This window comes from Stenotrophomonas sp. TD3 (assembly GCF_001939825.1).
In the GTDB taxonomy this organism is placed as follows: Bacteria; Pseudomonadota; Gammaproteobacteria; order Xanthomonadales; family Xanthomonadaceae; genus Stenotrophomonas.
Genome location: NZ_MOYM01000003.1, coordinates 159150 through 172789 on the forward strand (window position 1 = coordinate 159150; position 13640 = coordinate 172789).

Below are 13640 nucleotides of genomic sequence, written 5' to 3' on the forward strand. Positions count from 1 at the left end.
GCGCGTGGCATCATGACGCGTCTGGATTCAGGAGCCGACCATGGAAATCAACTGGGACCGCGTGGGAACCTTGAAGCACGTCGGTGGTGGCTACGATATCCGGACGGATCCATTGAGTATCCTGGTGACCACCGCGAAGCAAGGGCATGAGGGCGAAGTTTCCGACATGCTTATCGTGATGGATGATGGCACCGTCATTCCGCCGGATGGGATCCTGCGCTTGGCACGAGCGCCGGGCCGGATCCCTTAGGCGTTCGGAAACCGGCAGCGCCAGCGGCAGTTGCTGAATCAGCAGTTGCTGAATCACTCGTAGGCACGGTCCCGCTTTGCAGGGGGGACCTCCACCGCGTCCCCACGCCGGATCAGCTCATCCAGATCCACCGCCGATGCTGCCAGTGCATCCTGTGCGTCGAAATCCCACTTGTTCCTGTAGTCCCGCGCCAGCAGGTCGCAGACTGCTTTTGCACGCTGGTAGGCCTCGTCCTTTTCCTCGGCCTGCTGCAACTCATCGCGATGGATCTGGCAGAGCATGAGCTGGTGCGCGTCCTCGGCGCGCTCGCGCTCCCAGGTGATGTCGGGCAGGCCCGAAAGTGCGGCGGCAAGCGCGAATGCGGTCATTGGCATGTCGGGAGTCCAGCGGCGGTGGGAGCCTGAGCGTATGCGACCGGCGATGGCCGAAGACCACTGCCGCGCCGCGTGTTTCACGGCAGGTTCACCATTCGTAGCAGCATGGAGGGCGCATTGCAGCCCTCCACCTACACCCATCCATCGAGCCCCGCTGCGGTCATCCGCTCAGGCATTTACATCCACAACGATGCGGCCGCGCACCTGACCGGGGATGATCTTCTCGTACACGTCCAGCACGTCGGCAAGCCCGATCAATTGCACCGTGCTTTCCAGCTTCTGCGGGTCCAGGTCGGTAGCGAGGCGATCCCACGCACGCTGGCGAACGTCCTGCGGTGCATTCACCGAATCCACGCCCGCAAGGGTCACGTTGCGAAGAATGAAGGGCAGCACCGAGCCGTGCAGTGCGCCGGCATTGCTAAGTTCGCTTGGCATCCATCACAGGAACCTGCAATGACCCGGACGTCCCCGCTTGTCCTGCTGGGCCTCTGCCTGGCCCCGGCTCTGGCCTTCGCCCAATCCGACCGGCAGGTGGCCGAAGACATGGTCACCCGCGCCGCCAACGTCTGCCCAGGCCACAGCACCGAGCGCACGGCGCCTACGGTGAAGAAGGTACCGGTGGGCGCGCTGCGCGTCATGCTCGACCGTGGCCTGGTGATGTGCCCGGACCGCCGTCTGGATGCCTCTGCACCCGCAGTGTTCTACGGCCGCGTGGGTGTATTTGGCTGGAATCCGGAGGTGCCAGCGGCTGCGACGGTGGTTGTCGCCAAGATCGACCAGATGACCCGCAAGGATGAGTACCCGGTGGAAACGCTGGTGTGGGATGCCAAGGGCACGGCCCTCACCCAGCAGACGGTTCCGGCGTTCGAGCCGCGCCCGGGTGCGGCGGTGCTGTACAAGGTGCGCTGAGCGCCGCGCGCTGGGGGGTAGATGCCCACCTTGGTGGGCACCTTCCAAAGCGATGCGACGTGGCATCCAGTACCGGGGTGCTACTTCGCCGGGGCATCCGCAGTCTGCGCGGCCACCATGGCCTGCTGCATCTCCTTCAGCGACAGATAGCCATCGCCATCAGTATCCAGCCCCGCGAAATACTGCGCGATTTCCGGCACCACCGTGGCTTCCTTCCTGCTGATCTTTCCGTCTTTGTCGGCATCCATTTCCTTGAACGCAGCGTCGATGGAGTCGGCCTGCCTGCTGAAGCGTGCCTGCTGGTACTTCGCATACTCGGCCTTGTCGATGTGGCCATCGCCATTGCTGTCCATGACGGCGAAGCTGGAGTCGATATAGGCCTGCTTCGGATCACCGCTGGTGGCGTGGCCGATCAGCGGTGCGGCGCACAGGGCGATGATGAGCAGCGTCTTGTTCATGCGGTTGGTTCCTTTGGAATGCAGGGCAGGTCAGCGGCAGGGATGGCTGTAGCCATCCGAACCGCGGTAGGTGTCGTTGCGGCGGTCGTAGTTGCCGTAGCGGTTCATGCAGTAGTCGGCGCGCTCGCGGGTCTCGCGCTCGCGCTTGGCCGCGGCGGCGATCACGCCGGCCACCACCGCCGCGCCGACCACGCCCACCACCACGCGCTTGGCCTTGGCATCGTCGCGCCGGTCGCGCTCACGTTCGCGCTCGCGGCGCTCCCAGTCCTCGCGCTGGCGGTCCTGGTAGCCCTGGTCCCAGCCGGAGCGGTAACCATCGCGGTACTGTGCGTGAGCCTGGCCCGCGTAGGGCAGCAGCACCAGCAGTTGCAGTGCGGCACCTAGCAGCAACGCTGTACGTCCTGTCTTCTGAAACATCGTTCCGCTCCTGTGCGGCTGTGTCGGTCGTGCCAGTACAGCGCGCGGACATTGCGCGAACCTGTAGTCGTCTGCGTTGGCCGTCTTTCGTTCAGCGCACCAGTGCCTCCACCGGGTCCAGCTGCGCTGCACGGCGCGCCGGCAGGAAACCAAAGCCGATGCCGATCAGGCTGCTGCAGGCAAACGCGGCCAGGATCGAGGTTGTCGAGAACACCAGCGAGAAGCCGATGTCGGCTAGTGCCAGCACTGCCCCCAGCGCCAGCGCCACGCCGATGCCGAGCACGCCACCGAGCAGGCAGACCAGTACCGACTCGATCAGGAACTGCTGCAGGATGTCGCTGCGGCGCGCACCCACGGCCATGCGCACGCCGATCTCGCGGGTGCGCTCGGTCACCGACACCAGCATGATGTTCATCACCCCGATGCCGCCCACCACCAGCGCGATGGCGGCAATGGAGCTGATCATCAGCGTCAGGATGCGGGTGGTCTGCTCGATCGACGTGCGGATCTGCGCGTTGTTGCTCATGTAGAAGTCCTGCCGCCCGTGGCGGCGCTCCAGCAGACGGCGGATGGCGGCCTCCGCGGCCTGCATGCCCACGGTGTCGGACACCCGCACGGTGATGCTGGACACATGGCTCTGCCCCAGCATGCGCGCCATGGCGGTGGTGTAGGGCACCCAGACCTGCAGCAGCGAGGCATCGCCCACGGCGCCGGCTTCCTTCTTCACCACGCCTACCACCCGCACCGGGACATTGCCCAGCAGCAGGGTCTGGCCGATCGGGTCTTCCTGTGCGGCGAAGAACCGTGCACGCGTGTTGGCATCGATCACCACCACCTGCTGGTAGCCGGCGACGGCGGGCTGGCCAAAGAAGCGGCCTTGCCCCAGCTTCAGGCCGTGCACGCGGAAGTACTGCTCACTCACGCCCTGCATCTGCACGTTGGCCGAGCGGTTGCCACGCTGGGCGGTGCCGCTGCTGGCGACGCCGGGCGTGGCGCTGTCCACGAACGGTTGTCCGGCCAGCGCCGCGCTGTCGCCGGGCGTCAAGGTCTCGACCTGTGCAGCGTGCACATCGCCGAAGCCGGAGCCCGGATAGACCTCGATGGTGGTGGTGCCCAGCGAGGCGATGTTGGACAGGATGGCCTGGCGTGCGCCAGTACCCAGGGCGACCACCGACACCACCGAGGCAATGCCGATGATGATGCCGAGCATGGTCAGGAAGGTGCGCATGCGGTGCGCGTTCATCGCGCGCAGGGCCATGCGGAAGGCTTCGCCGAAGCGATCACGCAGGGCCTGCCAGCCGGTGCCTTCGCTGCGTGCCTGCAGGGTGGCCGCGATGCTGCGGGCGAGGCCAGTCGCGGCAGCGGTAGGGCGATCATCCACGACGCGCCCATCGCGGATCTCGATGATGCGCTGCGCGTGTTCGGCCACGGCCATGTCATGGGTGACCAGCACCACCGTATGGCCTTCGGCGTGCAGTTCGCCCAGGATCTTCATCACCTCCTTGCCGGACTGGGTGTCCAACGCGCCGGTGGGTTCATCGGCGAAGATCACCGCACCGCCGTTCATCAGCGCGCGCGCGATCGACACGCGCTGCTGTTGCCCGCCGGACAGCTCGCCGGGCAGATGCAGCATGCGTTCGCCCAGGCCCAATCGCTGAAGCAGGGCCTGGGCGCGGGCATGGCGTTCGGCGCTGGGTTGGCCGGCGTAGATGGCCGGCACTTCCACGTTGCCCAGCGCGGTCAGGTCGGTCAGCAGGTGGTAGCGCTGGAAGATGAAGCCGAAGTGCTCGCGGCGCAGCTCGGCCAGCTCGTCCGGCGACATCTGCGCGGTCTCGCGACCGGCGATCTGATACGCGCCGGACGAGGGCCGGTCCAGGCAACCGAGAATGTTCATCAGGGTGGATTTGCCCGAGCCGGATTGGCCGACGATGGCCACCAGCTCACCGGCGCGGATATCCAGGTCGATGCCATCGAGCACGACCAGGGTCTGTTCGCCCGCTGCGAATTCGCGACGGATGCCGCGCACGCGCAGCAGCGGCGTGTCCTTTTCTGTGTCCATCATGGCTGTGCGGCGGCTGCGGCTGCGGCGGCTGCGGCGACAGCGTCGCCGGTCTGGGCCAGTACCACCTGCTCGCCTTCCTGCAGGCCACTGCGTACTTCCACGTTGATCTGGTCGTCCAGCCCGGTGGTGATGCGTCGCGGGGCAGGGTGGCCATCCGCGCCGCGCACCTGCACGCTGTAGCTGCCGTCTGCGGCACGCGCACCCAGCGCGGCCGAGGGAATGGTCAGCACGCCCCTGGCACGCCCCAGCACGATGCGTACCTGCGCGGTCATGTAGCTGCGCAGGCGGCCATCGGCGTTGTCCACGTCGAACTGGCCGTTGTAGTACATGGCCGTACGGCTGGCGCCCGCCGAAGCGCTGGCGGACGCGAAGCCGGAGGTGTCTTCGTTGGTGATCGACTCCGGTGCCGGTGCGATGTCGCGCAGCGTGCTGCTGTAACGTCGGTCACTGTCACCCAGGATGGTGAAGAACGCCTCCTGCCCCAGTGCGGTGTGGACCACGTCGGCCTCGGAGATCTCGGCGTAGACGGTCATCACGTCCTGGTTGCCGAGCATCACGATGGTCGGTGCGCTCTGTACCGCGTTGACGGTCTGGCCCTGGCGCGCGACCACGGCCAGCACGGTGCCGTCGGTGGGCGCGGTGATGCGGGTGTAGCCCAGGTTGGTCTGCGCCACATCCACATCGGTCTGCCGCTGCACCACCTCGCCATCGAGCGCGGCGATCTGTTCACGGGTGGCATCGACCTTGGCCTTGGCCGCATCGTAGTCTGCGCGCGCGACCAGTTGCCTTGAAACCAGCGCCTGCTGGCGTTGCAGGGTCAGCTGATACTGGCGCAGGTCGGTGGCCAGCGCGTCGCGGTTGGCGCGCGCGGTGCGTTGTGCCGCCTGCGCACTCAACAACGCGTTGCGCTGGGTGCGCGAATCGATATCGGCAATCGGATCGCCCGCCTTTACCTTGTCACCCAACTTCACATGCAGGGTTTCGATGCGGCCGGAGACCTGCGCGCCCACGCTTACCAGCCGTGAGGGCTTCAGTGTTCCGGTGGCTTCCACGACCTGTTCGATGTTGCCGCGGGTGACCGGTGCCAACTGCAGTTGCGGTCGCGGTGCGGGCCGGAGCCACGCGAAGAGCGCCAACAGGGTGCAGAGGACTGCAGTAGCAATGATCAGCACGCGGCGGCGGTGGCGCGGTGCGGTGCTCATCGGCACAGCATCCAGGAAAGACAGGGCATCGTGAGTCCTCGCGACAGATGGGATTGCACGCCGGCAGGGCAGGCGTGGATGGCCGTCGAGTCTCAGTGCGCCAGATTGCGTGAACCTTGCGGAGGTGCGGGCGTGTCAGTAGGCGGCGCCCTGCGTGAGCAGTGCCATCGCGATGAACTGGAGCATGCTGCCGAGCGCCAGCAGCACGTGGCGGAGGCGTTGCGCCGCCGTGGGCAGGGTCGAAAGCTGGCACAACGCGCCGACCAGCAGCACGGCGCAGACCGCAACCGGCAGCGTTGCGGTGGCGGCGATGATCGCGATGATCATCAACGTGGCAGCAAGCATCACGGCGGCTGCATGCGCATCCAGGGTCCGCAGCAGCGGGGGAACCGGGCGCAGTGCAGCCCCCCGCCACACTGCCAGCATGTGCAGTGCGGCATGCACGGCGACGAACACCACCACGGCGGTGGCTGTTGCGTGCGCGTGCCGATACGCGGAAGCCACCAGCGCAAGGCCTGGGAGCAGCAGGAACAGCGCGGCGAACAGGCGGATCAGCACGCTTGCCCGCTCGCGTTCGGGAATCATCCGCAGCCAGTGCGGCCAGTGTTCCAGCCCACGCGCGCGGCCTGCGTGCGCGCGGCGGTTCCACGCTGCGGCGGTCAGGCTGGGCGCATTCCGAGGAGGCTGGGTGGGTGTGGAAGAGGGCGTTGGCGAAGCTCCCTGTGTCACATGCAGGCTTCCTGTCAGATCCGGACGCAGCACCTTCAGCGGTGCTGCTCACCTGGATGCTGGGCAGCGAACATTGCCGCAACCTTGCGCATCAATCGCGATCGCTGTGCGTGGACAGCCGGGAGTCATCCACGTGGAAGGGAGGCGCTCAGTTCGCCGGCACTGACGTGCTGGTGACGCCGGGATGCAGGGGGAACTCGACGCGGATCAGGGCGCCGCCACCCGGCGCATCCAGAATCGTGACGTGGCCGCCGTGGCGGTCGATCACCTGCCGCACCAGGTTCAAGCCCAATCCGGCGCCGGTCTGCCGGGGGCGCAGGCGCTGGAAGGGTTCGAACACGCGTTCGCGCTGGTCGACCGGAATGCCAGGGCCATCGTCTTCCACCTCAAGGCAGCTGCCCTGTACGCGTACGATGATGTGGCGTCCACCGTGCTCGGCGGCATTGAGCACCAGGTTGGAGAGCACCCGTTCGATGGCGCCGGACTCGCCCAGCACCGGGAAGTTCGGTTCCACCACCACGGCGACCGTCTTGTCGGACTGGATCAGCAGGGGGGCCAGATCGGCGACGACCCGCTTTGCCACGCGGGCCAGGTTGAGGGAGTCCTTGGGTCCATCTGCTTCCATGCGGTGCAGGTCCAGCAGCTGCTCGGCCAGCGTTGCCAGCCGAGCGACTTCCACGGCCAGGCTGCGCGAGGTGGAATCGTTGGTGGCATCGATCTTCACCCGCAGGATGGCGATGGGCGTACGCAACTCGTGGGCGGCGGCGGCGATGAAGCGGCGCTGCCGTTCGTGCCCTTCGTCCAAGCGGTCCAGCGCTTCGTTCACCGCGGTCACCAGGGGGGCGATCTCTACCGGTACGGCGGTCTCTGTCAGGCGGATGCCGCGACGGCTGGCAGAGATGTTGCGGGCTTCCTGCGCGATGCGTTCCACGCCGGCCAGGGCGCGGCGCACGATGATCGGGGTCAGGATGATGGTGGCCAGGCCCAGCAGCAGGAAGATCGGCAGGGTGATGATGTGCGCGGCCAGCGCCATCTGCCAGGTCAGCGAATCGGTTTCGCCATGCGCCATGATGGTCAGCTTGCCGGCCGGGCCGCTGTGCTGGCGTATCACCACGGCCAGGCCATCGTTGCGGCCGCGTCCGCGCAGGTCGCCATAGGGAATGCCGTCGAGGGCGCCGACCAGCGATGCGTAGGCGGGCGGAACGTGGCCGAACGTCACATGGTGGCCCTGCTCATCTTCGGCGATGAACCACGCGTCGGGGACGATCTTCAGCAGCTCGGCCAGCTCCGGCGTGTGTTGCACATACAGTTCGCCGTTGCTGTCGCGGTGAACGGCCTCTGCCGCCACCGGGGCGAAGGTCTGGATGGTGTAGTAGCCGCCGCTGTCGACACGCACCAGCACCATCAGCAATGCGAAGAACGCCACCAGCAGTGCGAGCAGCTGGTAGATCAGCGTTTTGACGATCAGCGGGCGCTTCAGTGAGGGACGACGCGCCATTACTTCGTTTCCCGCATCAGATAGCCGACACCCCGGATGGCATGGATTTCCACCCCTGCATCAGCGTCGGCCAGCTTGCGCCGCAGGCGTGAGACATGCGAGTCCAGCGTATTGGAATGGATGCCGTCGTCGAAGCCGTACACCGCCATTTCAATGGACTCGCGCAGCACGGTGCGGCCCAGCCGGCGCGCGAGGGCGGCCAGCACGCGGATCTCGCGGCGCGGAAGCTCCAGCCGCTGTCCACCCACGCTGGCCTCGCCCGAGGTGGGGTCGAACAGCAGCCGGCCGATGCTCACCGGCTCCACCTGCATGCCACCCGGCCGGCGCCCGGCTGCACGGATCCGCGCGAACAGTTCCTCCAGCGCGAAGGGCTTGGCCAGGTAGTCGTCGGCGCCCTCATCCAGGCCGGCGATGCGGTCCGGCAACTGTCCCAATGCGCTGAGCACGATGATCGGGACCCCCGGATTGCGCCCACGAAGCACGGGAATCAGGCCCAGCCCGTCACCATCGGGCAGGGTGCGGTCCAGCAGCACCAGATCGTGCGACCCGGAGAGGGCAGCCTCGCGGGCCTGGGCCAGGGTGCTGGCCAGGTCCACCACGTAGCGCTCGCGCTGCAGGGCAGACTTCAAGGTGGCGGCCAGTTCGGCTTCGTCTTCGATCAGCAGGATGTGCATCGGCGGGAATCGGGCGGGAAGGGAACTCAGGGGGCGTCTGAACGCGCCGGCACCGTATTACAGGAACATTGCGTGAACATGGCGTGCCAACGCAGCGGGAGCACCACAGCGGGAGCACCGCTCGATGCGGGTGCCCTGCTCGCACTGGGGTGTGCAGGGGAGGTGGGTTGCCACCTCCCCTTGGCGGGCTCTGGCGCAGCGTCAGAAGCTGTAAGCCGCCTGCACATACACTCGCCGCGGCTCGCCCGGGAAATGCCCGTTGCGTTCGATGAAGCCGCTGGCCGCATACACCTTGTCGAACAGGTTCTTGACGTTGGCCTGGAACTGCCACTGCTTCCACGTGGTTTTCCAGCTCATGTCGAACACGGTATAGGCCTTCACCGCCTGCCCATCCAGGCTGACACGCTCGCCGACATGATCGGCGCCGAAGCCGATCGCCGAATTGATCGACGGCAGGTCATAGCGCGTCCACAGGCCGATCTTGTTGCGCGGCGCATTGGCGAATCGGTCGCTGGAGGCATTGGTGATGCCATTCGGTCCAGCATCCTTCACCCGTGCGTCGTTGTAGGCGTAGGTCAGATTCACCACCCAGCGCTCGGTCACGTCGGCCAGCAGGTCCAGTTCCATGCCCGTGCTGCGCACCAGGCCCAGTGCAGCGAGTTGGTTTACCCCGCCGATCACCTCGCCGGTGGCTTGCACGATGTTGCTGCGGTCGATGCGGTAGGCCGCCATGTTCAAGGTCACGCGGTCGGCCAGCAGGGATTTCAAGCCGACTTCCCACTGCCTGCTGCGCTCGGCATCGAATGGTCCGCCGGCCGCGGGGTTCTGGTTGGCAGCACTCTGCGGCACGAAACCGCTGGCGACGTTGGCATACAGGTTCAGGCCGTCCCGCACGGTAAAGGTGCTGCCCAGGCGCCAGCTGAGATCGTTGCCATCCACGCTGCTGCCACCCATGCGGTCCTCATCCTTGAAGCCGTCCCAGCGCAGCCCGGCCAGCACGTGCCAGCGCGTGCCCAGTGCCAGCTCATCCTGCAGATAGCCGCCGTAGCGCTTGCTGCGGGTGGAGGTGCTGCGCCAGGGCAGAGCGGCCAGGTTGTAGTGGTGCCAGGTGCTTGCGCCATAGACCGGATTGAACAGGTCGATGCCGCGCACCGGGCCGGCGCCGCGTGCCAGGTCGGCGCTGTTGGCGGTCTGCGCGGTGAAGTCGGCGTCGAGTTGATACACGTCGGCACCGAACAGCACCTTGTGTTCGATACGGCCTGTGTTGATCCGCCATATGGCATTGCCGCTGGCGGTGAAGGCCTCGTTGTCACGGATCTGGTTGCGCAGCTGGCGCGTCATCCACTCGGCCACGCCGTCGCGGTCACGATCAATCAGCCCCATCGGCTCGTGGTACATCTGGTGCTCGTTGTTGCTGAACCAGCGCGCGGCAAGGTCTACGTCCAGGTTGTCGCGCGGTGCGAAGCGGTACTGCGCCAGCGCCACCCTGGCGCGCATGTCGAGGAAGTCACTGGCCTCGTTGTGGTTCCAGCGGCGGTCGGTCAGGAAGCTGCCGGCGTCGTTCACCGGCACGCCGCGCAGGCGGTTGCCGCCCAGGTTCTGGGTGATGTCGGTGAACTGCAGCACCAGCTCGCCGGTCTGGCCAACGTCGAAGGCCAGCGATGCATCGCCGATCACGCTTTCGCTGTCGGCATTCCAGCGCAGGCCCTGCTCGCCGTCGGCATACAGGCCGGCGCGATAGCGGATGCTGCCGGTGGCATTCAAGCGGCCTGTGCCTTCGATCGATCCGGCGCGGAAGTCCTTGTCGCCCACCTGGAACTCGATGCGGCGTTCGGCGGTGGCCTTGGGTTTGCGTGTCACGTAGTTGATGACACCGCCAGCATCACCACCGCCATACAGCGCACCGGCTGGCCCCTTCAGCACTTCCACGCGTTCGATGTTGAACAGCTGCGGCACCGAGAAGCCTGCATAGGGATCACCGCGCAGACCGTCGTAGAGCACGTTCTCCTGGCGGAAACCGCGCAGGGTGACGCCGGCATAGCTGAAGAAGCTGATGCCGCTGATGCTGCGGTACAGATCGGTGACCTGGCGCGCAGCCTGGTCGTCGATCAGCTCGCGCGGCACGACCTGGATCGACTGCGGTACCAGTTCCAGCGGGGTATCGGTGCGGGTGCCGACGGCCGCATCGTTGGCGCGGTACAGGGTCTGCGCGCGGCCCCGGACTTCGACCTTGTCCAGATCCTTCGGGGCGTCAGCGGGGAGCTCGGAAGACAGTGCAGGCGGAGCCAGGGAAAGGAACAGCGCCAGGCAGAGCGCGGGCTTCAGAGGGGAAGGAAGGGGCATGAGCGGTCAGGGCTGGCTGCAAATGAGAAAGATTACCATTTGCAATATTTCGTGACCTATCCCCCGAATGCGCTATGGACGCAGGCCCGGGTCGGTATAGGGGGTTCCCGCCAAAGCCACCAGCACACCGGTGCCACCCCGCACGATCAGCTGCAGCATGGCCTCGCGTGGATCCTCGCCCTGCCGCTGGCTGGCCAGTCCTTTCTCATAGGCGGCCACCATCGACGCAAGCAGCATGGCTGCGCCCAGGCGTGCCTCCGCGTCGTGCGCCGGCCGGCCGACGGCGTCTGCCATCAGCTGCGCCAGGTCGTCGGCCAGTTGCGCCTGCAGCCGTCGTGCGTGCGCCACCAGCACCGGGCTGTCGGCCACCGTTGACCAGAAGGCCGCCGCACCGGCATTGATCCGCAGCAGGGGATGGCCGCTGGCGAGCAGCTCCCGTACCAGCGATTGAAACGCGGCCAGCGGGGTCATGCCGCGGCGCGCCGTCATCCCCTCGCGGAGCAGGGTGCGGGCCTCCTCATCGCGGTCGAACACCAGGTCTTCCTTGCTGGCGAAGTAATTGAAGACCGTCTTGCGCGAGACCCCGGCCGCATCGGCGATCTCGGACATGGACACCGACTCGAAGCCACGACGGATGATCAGCTCGGTGGCGACGTCCGAAATGGTCTGTCGGGTCTCGGTCTTGCGCTGCTCGCGGCGGCCCGGCGGCGGGGTCATGGGCGGTTCACTTGTTGAAACGTACACCGAGTGTAACATTGGTGTCGCCAGAGTGCCGACCCGGTGCTCACAGGGAATCCTCATGCTGTACGACGTCGTCATTGCCGGGGCCGGCCCGGTGGGTCTGTTCCTGTCCTGCGAGCTGGCCCAGGCCGGCTGTTCGGTCATGGTGCTGGAGCAGGCAGCATCCCCCGAGACACCGTTGAAGCGCCTGCCCTTTGGCCTGCGCGGCTTGAACGCGCCCACCCTGGAGGCACTGGATCGACGCGGCCTGCTGGACGCGGTGGCCGCGCTCCAGGTGCTGAAGCCGGACAAGGGCGCACCGCCGCCGGGCACTGCCCATTGGCTGGCGCAACCGCGACCGCTGGGCGGTCACTTCGCCGGCATTCCTTTCGCCCTGGACTACGTGGACAGTGCACGCTGGCGCCACCGCCTGCCGACGCCGGTGCCCACCCAGATGGCGGTGGAACTGCAGGCGCTGGAAGCCGTGTTGGTCGAGCGTGCGATCGCACTGGGTGTGCGCATCGAGCGCGGCTGTGCGGTACAGGCGGTCCACCCCGGTGAAACGGAGGTGGCCGTCGAGACCGCGGGAGCAACGGTTCGAGGACGCTGGCTGGTGGGCTGCGACGGCGGCCGCAGCACCGTGCGCAAGCAGTGCGGTTTCAGCTTCGTCGGCACCGCCCCTGAATTCACCGGGCACTCGTTGTTGGTCGAGCTGGACGATCCGGCGATGCTGACGCCAGGTCGGCAATACACCGATCAAGGCATGTGCAATTTCAATCCACCGGGCGTGGTGGCACTGGCCGACTTCGACGGTGGCGCGGGCCATCGCACGCCACTCGACCAGGAGGCCGCACAGGCGCTGTTGCGGCGCGTCTCTGGTCGCGACGTAGCGATCACCGCGCTGCAGCTGTCGAGCACCTGGACCGATGGCGCGCGTCAGGCGGAGACCTATCGCATCGGCCGCGTGCTGCTGGCCGGGGATGCGGCGCATGTGCACTCGCCGCTGGGCGGCCAGGGACTCAATCTTGGCATCGGCGATGCGATGAATCTTGGCTGGAAACTGGCGGCGGTGGTGCACGGTACCGCCGATGATGGACTGCTTGACAGCTACACGGCCGAGCGGCACCCGATCGGTGCGAAAGTGCTGGACTGGTCGCGTGCGCAGGTTGCATTGATGCGGCCGGGCGCCGGCTCGCGCGCATTGGCGGCGGTGATCGCCGAACTGGCCGAAACCCCTGACGGCGCCACGTATCTGGCCGAGCGGGTCTGGGGCGTTGTGCAGCAGGTGGACCTGGGCGGCACCCATCCATTGGTCGGGCGAAGCACGCCCGACGTCCGGCTGGCCGATGGTTGTCGCGTGGGTGAAGCACTGCGGACGGGGCAGGGCGTGTTGCTGCAGTTCGGCCTGGCCGCTTCCTTGGGGGCCGTCACCGAAGGCTGGCGACGGTGCGTTGCCAGCGTAATGGCGGCCGAAGACAATCCGTTTGGCCTGGGCGCAGTGCTGGTGCGCCCGGATGGCATCGTTGCCTGGGCCTGCGATGCCGGTGACACCGAGGCCGGGTTGCGTGAAGCCCTGCAGCGATGGTTCGGTCCGGCGGCCGCGGCTTGATCCGGGTGACAGCGGCGCAGCCGACGCCGGGTGCGCCGATCCCGCTTACAGATCCTTCTTCTTGCCGCTCAGGTCGATCGGCTTGTCACTGCCCTTGCGCTCGCTCGACCACACTTCCATGCCCTTGTTGCAGCGGCTCTCGCGGGCAGCGACCTCACGCGGCAGATCCTTCAGCTGGGGCGACTCCTGGCAGGCCTGATGCATGTTGCTGTCATCATAGGTGGCGCAGGCGCTGAGCGACGCCAGGGCGATGGCAATGAGGGTGGCGCGGAGCGGGAGCTGCAGGTTCATGGGGTGGTCTCGGGTGATGCCGGGATGGCCATGGAATTCAAATCCGCGACACCGGGCACGCACAATCGGACCAACTGCACTTGTTATTCTGTAACATCTGCGCG

14 protein-coding genes and 1 pseudogene are annotated in these 13640 nt (G+C 66.8%); 3 read left to right on the forward strand and 12 right to left on the reverse strand.

The window, feature by feature from the left end:
- Positions 1-40 precede the first annotated feature (40 nt).
- Positions 41-250: a hypothetical protein gene (locus BKE09_RS20140; RefSeq protein ID WP_075677539.1), complete on the forward strand. Its 210-nt coding sequence runs from the start codon at positions 41-43 to the stop codon at positions 248-250.
- 53 nt (positions 251-303) lie between these two features.
- Here BKE09_RS20140 and BKE09_RS20145 read toward each other — a convergent pair whose 3' ends face one another.
- A complete protein-coding gene (locus BKE09_RS20145) occupies positions 304-618 on the reverse strand; it encodes a hypothetical protein (protein ID WP_240502956.1) in 315 nt (104 codons plus the stop codon).
- Positions 619-792: 174 nt separating this feature from the next.
- Positions 793-1029 (reverse strand): annotated as a pseudogene (locus tag BKE09_RS20150) (oxidoreductase); the annotation flags it as partial.
- A gap of 48 nt (positions 1030-1077) precedes the next feature.
- Between BKE09_RS20150 and BKE09_RS20155 the strand changes: the two are divergent.
- Positions 1078-1533, forward strand: coding sequence for a hypothetical protein (locus BKE09_RS20155; RefSeq protein ID WP_075677543.1), 456 nt, complete (start codon positions 1078-1080; stop codon positions 1531-1533).
- Positions 1534-1613: 80 nt separating this feature from the next.
- Here BKE09_RS20155 and BKE09_RS20160 read toward each other — a convergent pair whose 3' ends face one another.
- The 9 genes from BKE09_RS20160 to BKE09_RS20200 all read right to left on the reverse strand — a co-directional run bounded on the left by BKE09_RS20160 (position 1614) and on the right by BKE09_RS20200 (position 11633).
- Positions 1614-1991, reverse strand: a complete 378-nt coding sequence (locus BKE09_RS20160) for an EF-hand domain-containing protein (protein ID WP_075677545.1) — start codon at positions 1989-1991, stop codon at positions 1614-1616.
- A 30-nt stretch (positions 1992-2021) separates the two neighbouring features.
- Positions 2022-2408, reverse strand: a complete 387-nt coding sequence (locus BKE09_RS20165) for a hypothetical protein (protein ID WP_075677547.1) — start codon at positions 2406-2408, stop codon at positions 2022-2024.
- Positions 2409-2499: 91 nt separating this feature from the next.
- A complete protein-coding gene (locus BKE09_RS20170; RefSeq protein ID WP_075677549.1) occupies positions 2500-4467 on the reverse strand; it encodes a MacB family efflux pump subunit in 1968 nt (655 codons plus the stop codon).
- The gene (locus BKE09_RS20175; RefSeq protein ID WP_075677551.1) at positions 4467-5672 is read right to left on the reverse strand and encodes an efflux RND transporter periplasmic adaptor subunit; all 1206 of its coding nucleotides are present in this window, start codon (positions 5670-5672) and stop codon (positions 4467-4469) included. The genes BKE09_RS20170 and BKE09_RS20175 overlap by 1 nt, the downstream gene beginning before the upstream one ends.
- Positions 5673-5807: 135 nt before the next feature.
- Positions 5808-6401, reverse strand: a complete 594-nt coding sequence (locus tag BKE09_RS20180; RefSeq protein WP_240502957.1) for a hypothetical protein — start codon at positions 6399-6401, stop codon at positions 5808-5810.
- A 148-nt stretch (positions 6402-6549) separates the two neighbouring features.
- Positions 6550-7899 (reverse strand): HAMP domain-containing sensor histidine kinase, encoded by a 1350-nt coding sequence (locus BKE09_RS20185; protein WP_075677553.1) that lies wholly within the window; start codon positions 7897-7899, stop codon positions 6550-6552.
- The gene (locus tag BKE09_RS20190; RefSeq protein WP_014037666.1) at positions 7899-8573 is read right to left on the reverse strand and encodes a response regulator transcription factor; all 675 of its coding nucleotides are present in this window, start codon (positions 8571-8573) and stop codon (positions 7899-7901) included. Before BKE09_RS20190 ends, BKE09_RS20185 begins: the two co-directional genes overlap by 1 nt.
- A 201-nt stretch (positions 8574-8774) precedes the next feature.
- On the reverse strand, positions 8775-10916 hold the full coding sequence (locus BKE09_RS20195) for a TonB-dependent receptor (RefSeq protein ID WP_075677555.1): 2142 nt from the start codon (positions 10914-10916) through the stop codon (positions 8775-8777).
- Positions 10917-10988: 72 nt separating this feature from the next.
- Complete coding sequence (locus BKE09_RS20200) at positions 10989-11633, reverse strand: TetR/AcrR family transcriptional regulator (RefSeq protein WP_075677557.1); 645 nt, start codon at positions 11631-11633, stop codon at positions 10989-10991.
- An 82-nt stretch (positions 11634-11715) separates the two neighbouring features.
- Here BKE09_RS20200 and BKE09_RS20205 point away from each other — a divergent pair, with 82 nt between their 5' ends.
- On the forward strand, positions 11716-13245 hold the full coding sequence (locus BKE09_RS20205; protein ID WP_075677559.1) for an FAD-dependent monooxygenase: 1530 nt from the start codon (positions 11716-11718) through the stop codon (positions 13243-13245).
- A 45-nt stretch (positions 13246-13290) separates the two neighbouring features.
- Here the strand turns inward: BKE09_RS20205 and BKE09_RS20210 are convergent, their stop codons facing one another.
- A complete protein-coding gene (locus BKE09_RS20210) occupies positions 13291-13536 on the reverse strand; it encodes a hypothetical protein (protein ID WP_014037662.1) in 246 nt (81 codons plus the stop codon).
- Positions 13537-13640: the final 104 nt, after the last annotated feature.

Bases quoted from the DNA above. Each gene is read 5' to 3' on its own strand.
- BKE09_RS20155 (WP_075677543.1), top strand. From the start codon at position 1,078: ATGACCCGGACGTCCCCGCTTGTCCTGCTGGGCCTCTGCCTGGCCCCG.
- BKE09_RS20190 (WP_014037666.1), bottom strand. From the start codon at position 8,573: ATGCACATCCTGCTGATCGAAGACGAAGCCGAACTGGCCGCCACCTTG.
- BKE09_RS20210 (WP_014037662.1), bottom strand. From the start codon at position 13,536: ATGAACCTGCAGCTCCCGCTCCGCGCCACCCTCATTGCCATCGCCCTG.
- BKE09_RS20170 (WP_075677549.1), bottom strand. From the start codon at position 4,467: ATGGACACAGAAAAGGACACGCCGCTGCTGCGCGTGCGCGGCATCCGT.
- BKE09_RS20195 (WP_075677555.1), bottom strand. From the start codon at position 10,916: ATGCCCCTTCCTTCCCCTCTGAAGCCCGCGCTCTGCCTGGCGCTGTTC.
- BKE09_RS20165 (WP_075677547.1), bottom strand. From the start codon at position 2,408: ATGTTTCAGAAGACAGGACGTACAGCGTTGCTGCTAGGTGCCGCACTG.
- BKE09_RS20185 (WP_075677553.1), bottom strand. From the start codon at position 7,899: ATGGCGCGTCGTCCCTCACTGAAGCGCCCGCTGATCGTCAAAACGCTG.
- BKE09_RS20205 (WP_075677559.1), top strand. From the start codon at position 11,716: ATGCTGTACGACGTCGTCATTGCCGGGGCCGGCCCGGTGGGTCTGTTC.
- BKE09_RS20200 (WP_075677557.1), bottom strand. From the start codon at position 11,633: ATGACCCCGCCGCCGGGCCGCCGCGAGCAGCGCAAGACCGAGACCCGA.
- BKE09_RS20175 (WP_075677551.1), bottom strand. From the start codon at position 5,672: ATGAGCACCGCACCGCGCCACCGCCGCCGCGTGCTGATCATTGCTACT.
- BKE09_RS20140 (WP_075677539.1), top strand. From the start codon at position 41: ATGGAAATCAACTGGGACCGCGTGGGAACCTTGAAGCACGTCGGTGGT.
- BKE09_RS20145 (WP_240502956.1), bottom strand. From the start codon at position 618: ATGACCGCATTCGCGCTTGCCGCCGCACTTTCGGGCCTGCCCGACATC.
- BKE09_RS20160 (WP_075677545.1), bottom strand. From the start codon at position 1,991: ATGAACAAGACGCTGCTCATCATCGCCCTGTGCGCCGCACCGCTGATC.